This is a genomic window from Blautia ammoniilytica, assembly GCF_025566965.1.
GTDB lineage: Bacteria > Bacillota > Clostridia > Lachnospirales > Lachnospiraceae > Blautia_A > Blautia_A ammoniilytica.
Window position 1 is genome coordinate 1 of record NZ_JAOQJL010000062.1, and the last position, 7,213, is coordinate 7,213.

12 protein-coding genes are annotated in these 7,213 nt (G+C 38.2%); all 12 read left to right on the forward strand.

The genetic code is table 11. The features are described from left to right. Positions 1-762: transposase (locus tag OCV61_RS17920; protein ID WP_158422895.1), on the forward strand; the 762-nt coding region annotated here is incomplete at its 5' end. A gap of 210 nt (positions 763-972) precedes the next feature. Further along, positions 973-1,362, forward strand: a complete 390-nt coding sequence (locus tag OCV61_RS17925) for a hypothetical protein (RefSeq protein WP_158422896.1) — start codon at positions 973-975, stop codon at positions 1,360-1,362. Next, positions 1,350-1,868, forward strand: coding sequence for a hypothetical protein (locus OCV61_RS17930; RefSeq protein ID WP_158422897.1), 519 nt, complete (start codon positions 1,350-1,352; stop codon positions 1,866-1,868). Before OCV61_RS17925 ends, OCV61_RS17930 begins: the two co-directional genes overlap by 13 nt. Before the next feature lie 9 nt (positions 1,869-1,877). After that, the gene (locus OCV61_RS17935) at positions 1,878-2,204 is read left to right on the forward strand and encodes a DUF4160 domain-containing protein (protein ID WP_158422898.1); all 327 of its coding nucleotides are present in this window, start codon (positions 1,878-1,880) and stop codon (positions 2,202-2,204) included. A gap of 107 nt (positions 2,205-2,311) precedes the next feature. Then, a complete protein-coding gene (locus tag OCV61_RS17940; RefSeq protein ID WP_158422899.1) occupies positions 2,312-2,500 on the forward strand; it encodes a DUF6462 family protein in 189 nt (62 codons plus the stop codon). 95 nt (positions 2,501-2,595) lie between these two features. Then, complete coding sequence (locus tag OCV61_RS17945; protein WP_158422900.1) at positions 2,596-2,775, forward strand: CopG family transcriptional regulator; 180 nt, start codon at positions 2,596-2,598, stop codon at positions 2,773-2,775. Positions 2,776-2,815: 40 nt separating this feature from the next. Beyond that, positions 2,816-3,901: a site-specific integrase gene (locus tag OCV61_RS17950; protein WP_158422901.1), complete on the forward strand. Its 1,086-nt coding sequence runs from the start codon at positions 2,816-2,818 to the stop codon at positions 3,899-3,901. A gap of 257 nt (positions 3,902-4,158) precedes the next feature. After that, on the forward strand, positions 4,159-4,944 hold the full coding sequence (locus OCV61_RS17955) for a ParA family protein (protein ID WP_008703831.1): 786 nt from the start codon (positions 4,159-4,161) through the stop codon (positions 4,942-4,944). Further along, entirely contained in the window at positions 4,934-5,830 is an 897-nt protein-coding gene (locus OCV61_RS17960) for a ParB/RepB/Spo0J family partition protein (protein ID WP_012744321.1), read from the forward strand. Before OCV61_RS17955 ends, OCV61_RS17960 begins: the two co-directional genes overlap by 11 nt. Before the next feature lie 35 nt (positions 5,831-5,865). Continuing rightward, on the forward strand, positions 5,866-6,177 hold the full coding sequence (locus tag OCV61_RS17965) for a DUF6050 family protein (protein WP_012744320.1): 312 nt from the start codon (positions 5,866-5,868) through the stop codon (positions 6,175-6,177). A 128-nt stretch (positions 6,178-6,305) separates the two neighbouring features. Next, on the forward strand, positions 6,306-6,704 hold the full coding sequence (locus OCV61_RS17970) for a hypothetical protein (RefSeq protein WP_012744319.1): 399 nt from the start codon (positions 6,306-6,308) through the stop codon (positions 6,702-6,704). A gap of 13 nt (positions 6,705-6,717) precedes the next feature. Beyond that, positions 6,718-7,116, forward strand: coding sequence for a single-stranded DNA-binding protein (locus OCV61_RS17975; protein ID WP_012744318.1), 399 nt, complete (start codon positions 6,718-6,720; stop codon positions 7,114-7,116). Positions 7,117-7,213 lie beyond the last annotated feature (97 nt).

Consider the following 7,213-nt stretch of genomic DNA (forward strand, 5'->3'; position numbering starts at 1 on the left):
AAAGAGATCCGCTCCAAAGAGGATAAAGATGCACGATTCGGGCATAAAACGGCAACCAGTACGTTTTATGGATATAAAAATCACCTTGCGATGACGGAAGAACGTCTCATTGCAGGGATCAGTGTAACAGATGGAGGAGCGCCAGACGGGCAGGAATTACCAAAACTGATAGAAAAAGCAAAGGAAAATGGAATAAAAGTTACAGAAGTTATAGGCGATATGGCATATGTCAGTGATGATAATCTGGAAGTTTGCGGAAAAGAGATTACATTGATTGCCAGGACCAATACAGCAGTAGCTGCAGCAGCAAACGGAAACCTTGAGGAAGGTTTCTGCTTTAACAAAGATGCGGGGATGTTGCAGTGTCCTGCCGGAGAGCTTTCCACGCGTGTGGAAAAAAGAACAGCCAAAAACGGGAACACTTATTTAAGATATATATTTAGCAAAGTAAAGTGCCGGAAATGCTCACAAAGAAAAAACTGCCGTGTAGGGAAATCAAAGGCTAAAGAACGAAGCTACAGTATTACGCAAGCAAGCGAGAAAAATCTTGAACGGCTTAAATTTGAAGAAAGTGAATATTTTCAGGAGCGAATGAAGATTCGGCACAGGATAGAAGAAAAGAATGGAGAATTAAAGGAAGCTCACGGTTTGCGCAAAGCAGATTCGAGAGGTCTATTTGCTATGCATCTGCAAATGTATTTTACGGCATTTACAGCAAATGTAAAACGAATAGTAAGATTAGAAGAGCTGGCTATGGAGTAAGCCATAGCTTTTTTGTGCTTTTTCTAAAAAAAATTGAAAAAATATAAAAGAAAAACTTCCACTTAAGAAAAAATGGAAGTTTTTCAGTGCCCTTAAAAAGGAGGGGTTTTACTGGAAAAGTATGCTTGTACAGGGACGAAAAGAATATCCGTTGTTGTACAGAATCGGAAAAAACAATATTTAATAGTACAGAATTCAGATCAGGCTTATATGGAATTTCCAGGGATTATCTCCAAAGGATATAAAATGCCTGAGGATGACACTTTTTTTGTTATGGAAGAGGTTGGCAAAATTCTTGGAGTACAATTAGAATCTGTAAAACTCATAGAGATATATTATGACGATAGTATTCCGTGGAGGCATTATATTTATCGTGCTGAAATATTATCAGGTAATCCGTCAAAGATAAAATACGAAAAAATAGTTTGGAAATCTTTTGAGAGCATAGAATCTGGAGATTTCAATTTATATGGAAAGCAGGTTTATCAGAAAATAGCGGAATGTACATATTGCCGAAAACTTTGTGAGAAAAAGGCGGAACTAGATATTTTTATGATGAATATGTGGCTCAGGATGCCGGGATGCTCGTGTCAAATGTGATTAAACAGGCAGGTGATTCTGAAGATATTTATAAGATGGCGATTCGTTATTACTTCAGTCATCTAAGAGCTTGGTTGGTTGAAAGTCCAAACTTAAAGAAAAATCGCACAGTTCAAAATTATTTGCTGTTATATGAGAGACAAGACCTGTTGACAGAAGTGAATCAAGTGCTTGAACTACATGTTACGGAAGATTGGACGTTAAGATATTTAATCAAAAGCTATATTGATACAAATATAGCTCACTACGATAGGTCAACAGAAGAGACAAAACAGATAGTAACATTTTGTAATTCTGTATTTGGAAAAGAAGGTAAGTTTCCTATTGATCAATTTGTAGGAATAATGGAAAGCTACATGATGTCTTTAGTTATAGAAATGTGGTTTTATGCAGGTGAGTTAGGTGCAGATATTGGAAATCCAGATCCTGCAGTAGCTGTATTCATGGATGTTAATAGACAAGAACTGCTAGAGATGATGAAAGAAAAGTTCAATGATAAGGAGTAGGAGAGGATAATGTTGTCTGGTGATGAAATACTAAAATTGGAAGAGTTCTATCATATTTTTTCATTTGAGCCCAATTTTCAAGTGGTAGCTAAGCTTGATGGTATGCGTTTTATAATACATCCTAACGAAAATTGCGGGCATAATAATGGACATATTCATATTGAGAGTAGTGGAGCAGAAATAGAAATTGATTTACAGACATTTAAAGTTATGAACACGTCAGGGAAAATTTCGCCACACAAAATTAAGACTGCTCAGAAATTTGTGGAAGAAAATCAAGCTATGTTTATTCAACATTGGAATGAGTTTACCAATGGTGTAAAGATATCAGCTTAAGAAAAGTATTATCATATAGTGCAAATCATTACCAAGTATTCAGGGGATTTAAATTTTCGGCTTGTAGTAGAAGCAGTGCTTCAATAATTTGAAGGAGGCATACTACGATGCAGAAAAAAGTAGACCGCAAGAGATTTGTCAGATACAAAGAGGGCGTAGAACTGTACTCTATGTGCCAGTCCAAGTTTGAGGATATGGCAAAGGAGGCAGGAGCTATTTACAAGTTGAATAAGCTTGTATTGGTTAACTGTGATGTATTTGAAGAGTATCTGGAAACATTTCGAATCAAAGAATAGTCGGGAAGGATTTGCACATATTTTTTGAAAATTAGGGGTTGACTTATTGACGGGCAATAAGCAAAATGTACTTAAGTTGAGAGGAGGCATTAGCAATGAGTAATATGGGAAGACCTAAGTTAGATGAGCCGATGGTTCATAAGGTATCGGTTCGATTTAATGAAAGGGAATATCAGAGACTCAAAGCATATGCTGAATCAATAAACAAAACTATGACCGAAGCATTAAAAGACGGCATAGAGTTGCTTTACAAGAACTCCCAAGAAAAAGAATAAGTGCAGATCTCTTTTCTTTCATTTTGGAAAGGAGATTACAATGGCAGCAAGAAAAGATAATAAAGGCAGAGCACTTAGAAAGGGAGAGTTTCAGAGAGCAAGCGACGGCAAGTATGTATATGGTTATGTGGATCCGAACGGAGTAAGACGCTATATTTATTCCAAAGATTTGAAGACTCTCAGGGAGAGGGAAGAGAAGCTTATCAAGAATCAGCTCGATGGACTTGATGTGTATGTGGCTGGAAGCGCAGATTTGAACTTTGTGTTTGACAGATACATTTCTACTAAGTCAGAGCTTCGTAGAACCACCTATACGAATTACACTTACATGTATGATCATTTTGTAAGGGATAGATTCGGAAAGAAAAAGGTTGGAGATATTAAGTATTCAGATGTGCTTCATTTCTATCATGACCGCATCCACAACAAGGGAATTCAGATTAACACTTTGGATACTATCCACATCGTATTGCATCCGACATTTCAGTTGGCTGTTCGTGATGGAATTATCAGAATGAATCCATCCGATGGTGTTATGGCTGAATTGAAAAAGAAGACTGGAAATAAGAAGGGAATCAGACACGCACTTACAGTTGAACAGCAGAGATCATTCATGAATTATATTGCTGAGAGCACGGTGTTTGTTGGATGGCTCCCGTTCTTTACAGTGTTACTTGGTACCGGATGTAGAATCGGTGAGGTGGTTGGACTTCGTTGGCAGGACGTGGATCTGAAGGAGAGAACCATTAACATCAATCACGCAATGACCTATTATCCAAGACGCGATGATACTTACAAGTGTGAGTTCAAGGTATCACTTCCTAAGACGGATGCAGGTATTAGAATTCTTCCTATGATGAAGCAGGTATATGAAGCACTTCAGGGAGAATATGATCGCCAGAAGGAAAAAGGTTTTTCAGAAGCTGTGGTTGATGGAATGAGCGGATTCATCTTTACAAATCGTTTTGATACAATCCATAATCCTCAGGCAGTGAACCGTGCTATCAAGAGAATCTACGAAGCCTATAATGCAGAAGAGATTGTGAGGGCTAAGAATGAACATCGTGATCCAATCATTATCCCTCATTTCTTGTGTCATGGTCGAGTTATAATAAGGACAAGTTAGAAAACTCCAGTAAATACAAGGGGTTGCACTAATTTAGTCCTTATTTTTAATTTCCTGAAAAGGGAAAAATAAAGCAGCGCTGTCATTCCAGAATATGAATTATTACAGATTCAGACTGGAAATGGATTTGTGTAAGACAAGAGTAAAAACAACAGAATTATTGTAATTATAGGACTGAATTAGCTCGCACGGAATATAGATTCCGGATGTCTAATTCAGTCCTCTTTTTGATTGATGACGATGAAAGGTGATGAAAAATGGCTAGAATTATTTCTATTGTAAACCAAAAAGGGGGAACGGGAAAATCCGCATGTACAGCTAATTTAGCAGTAGGATTAGCACAAAAGAATATGAAAGTGTTGATTGTAGATGCCGATCCACAGTCTGATGTATCCGCAGGATTTGGATATCGTGATTGTGATGACAGTAATGAAACACTTACTGCTCTTATGGATGCTGTAATGAAAGATGAAGATATTCCTTCCGAATGTTTTATCAGACATCAGGCAGAGGGGATAGACATTATCTGTTCTAACATTGGACTGGCAGGTACGGAAGTACAGTTGGTAAATGCAATGAGTAGAGAATATGTATTGAAACAGATTTTATATGGTATCAAAGATCAATATGATGTAGTCATCATTGATTGTATGCCATCATTGGGAATGATTACGATTAATGCGCTGGCTGCATCAGATGAAGTCCTCATTCCAGTTGAAGCATCCTACCTGCCAATCAAAGGATTGCAGCAGTTGTTAAAAACAATCGGTAAGGTCCGTAAGCAGATTAATCCGAAGCTGCAAGTCGGAGGTATTTTGTTTACGATGGTCGATGCTCATACGAATGATGCCAGAAATAACATGGAACTTCTCAGAAATGTATATGGAAGTCAAATTCATATCTTTGATAATTATATTCCATTTTCTGTAAGAATGAAGGAAGCAGTCAGAGAAGGACAGAGTATTTTCTCTTATGATCCGAAAGGCAAAGCTACAGAAGCTTATCGGAGAGTGACGGAGGAGGTGCTGAAAGATGCCATCTAAAAAAAGAGCAACTCCCATTTCCTTACAGCCACTTGATGCGTTATTTGGAACAAACGAAGAAACAAACAATGGAATTTGTGAGATAGAAATAGGAAGCCTTCATCCATTTCCAAATCACCCGTTTCAAGTAAAAGATGATAAGAAAATGGAAGAATTATCAGAAAGCATTACACAATATGGCGTGTTGGTTCCTGGTATTGTGCGATTGAGAGAGTCCGGTGGTTATGAGCTGGTAGCTGGTCATAGGCGAAAACGAGCATGTGAACTTGCGGGATTAGAGAAAATGCCTGTTATCATCAAAGATCTTACAGATGATGAAGCGACGGTGATCATGGTAGATTCCAACATTCAACGAGAAGAGCTGCTGATCAGTGAAAAGGCATTCGCTTATAAAATGAAATATGAGGCGTTAAAGCGTCAGGGAAAACGGTCTGATTTAACTTCTTGCCAAGTTGGCAAGAAGTTGGCGGCAGAAGAAGTCAGTCAGAATACAGGAGATAGTTCCAGACAGATTCTTCGATATATTCATCTGACAGAGTTAATCGCAGAACTTTTAGAACTGGCAGACGAGAAGAAGCTTCCCTTTAATACAGCTGTTGAAGTTTCATATTTGAGAAGTGAAGAACAACAGATATTGCTTCAGTATATGAGTAATCACAATATGGTACCGTCTATGAAGCAGGCAAAGGAATTGAAGCAGATTGCAAAAGAGCAGATGTTGACATATTCAGAGATTGACCAGATCTGTATGAATGAAAGTACTGAGAAAGTACAGGTACAGATTCCGGCGAAAAAGCTGAAACAGTATTTTCCTGAGTCATATTCTAAAGCTCAGATGGAAGAAGTGATATTTATGCTCCTGGCATCATGGGCAGAAAAACAATAATATGATATGCGAAGTTGGACAGAAGGAATGAAAAGATGATGATAGAAGATGTAATTAAAAAATCAATACTGCCACTGGCATTTATGCTATTCTGGTTCTGGATGGTATCCACCATCATGAAAGTCAGTGGACAGACAGACTTATTCTGGTGGATATTTCTTTCCGGACTTCCATTTGGAATACATAAAATGCGGCTGGTCCTGATTCCAAAAGGAATGGATATAACAGCAACACTTGGGATGGCTGCATTAAGTGTCATCATTGGAGCTTTGATTGGAAGTATCATGATTCCAGTGTATGTAATCCGTGCGGTATACGTTTTCTTACGATATATCATCGGAAAATAATTGAATATTTGATAAGAGGCAGGCTTGCGAAAATAAAATCGTAAGCTTGCCTCTTTTTTTTGTACCCAAAATCAGGCAATTCAGGGGAAATCCCTTTTGCAAATATATATACCTGGAGGATTTTTAAGATGAGAGAGCGAATTGAAAGTAAGCATGTAACAAAAGAAATCAAAAGTCAGATGCCAGTGATTCCGGTGGAAATTGTTAAAGAAAGAGGTTGTACGTTCTGCCCGTATTATCTGGGCAATTATGAGAAACAGCCACGCTGTATGATGAAAATCTGTGCCTGGGATGATGAAAATGAACGTTTCCATCCAGTTCTTCGTGGACTGATTCCATTTTACAAAGAGAAGATGGAAAAAGCAGAAGAGAAGTTCCTGGCAATGAAAAAGATTTACACAACGCTGTTAGGAATGTTTGCCGATGAAATGAAGCAGGAAGAGTTGGAAAAAGATGAATGTTACGGATGTGCCTATGGAAAATGTGGACCATGTATCGGTATCTGTTACAAATCAATGAAAGCATAGGAGGGTTAAGCCAATGAATACAACAGTTATTTCCGGGCGATTGGTAAGAAATCCTGGATACAACGAAGTGGAGAATGAAAGAGGACTTCATAAGATTGCCAAGTTTGTTCTGGCAGTCAGAAGAAATTATTCCGATGAAGTCAGTTTTATTCCGGTAAAGGCTTTTGCAAAGAAAGCAGAATTTGCCAGAGATTATCTGATGCAGGGAACGAAGGTCATGGTGGAAGGCGAGATTGTCACAGGTAATTATGAAGATAAGGATACCGGGAAAAAGATCTATACAACTGAAGTGTATGCAAATCGGATCGAATTTGCAGGTGCAAAAATAGTTGACAGACCACCGTTTCCAGAAGATGCGGAAGGGTTCTTAGAGATCCCAGAGGGCATGGAAGAGGAAATGCCGTTTAGATAGAGGAGGATAAAAGATGGTTTCAGTAGATCAGGCGTATATGGTAGGGCATATGAAAAATGCCGATGGAAGTATCAATAACAAAAATGTAGTGCTGTCA

Coding starts and splice junctions, on each gene's coding strand:
- OCV61_RS17925 (WP_158422896.1), top strand. CDS start 973: ATGGAATTTCCAGGGATTATCTCCAAAGGATATAAAATGCCTGAGGAT.
- OCV61_RS17935 (WP_158422898.1), top strand. CDS start 1,878: ATGTTGTCTGGTGATGAAATACTAAAATTGGAAGAGTTCTATCATATT.
- OCV61_RS17940 (WP_158422899.1), top strand. CDS start 2,312: ATGCAGAAAAAAGTAGACCGCAAGAGATTTGTCAGATACAAAGAGGGC.
- OCV61_RS17945 (WP_158422900.1), top strand. CDS start 2,596: ATGAGTAATATGGGAAGACCTAAGTTAGATGAGCCGATGGTTCATAAG.
- OCV61_RS17950 (WP_158422901.1), top strand. CDS start 2,816: ATGGCAGCAAGAAAAGATAATAAAGGCAGAGCACTTAGAAAGGGAGAG.
- OCV61_RS17955 (WP_008703831.1), top strand. CDS start 4,159: ATGGCTAGAATTATTTCTATTGTAAACCAAAAAGGGGGAACGGGAAAA.
- OCV61_RS17960 (WP_012744321.1), top strand. CDS start 4,934: ATGCCATCTAAAAAAAGAGCAACTCCCATTTCCTTACAGCCACTTGAT.
- OCV61_RS17965 (WP_012744320.1), top strand. CDS start 5,866: ATGATGATAGAAGATGTAATTAAAAAATCAATACTGCCACTGGCATTT.
- OCV61_RS17970 (WP_012744319.1), top strand. CDS start 6,306: ATGAGAGAGCGAATTGAAAGTAAGCATGTAACAAAAGAAATCAAAAGT.
- OCV61_RS17975 (WP_012744318.1), top strand. CDS start 6,718: ATGAATACAACAGTTATTTCCGGGCGATTGGTAAGAAATCCTGGATAC.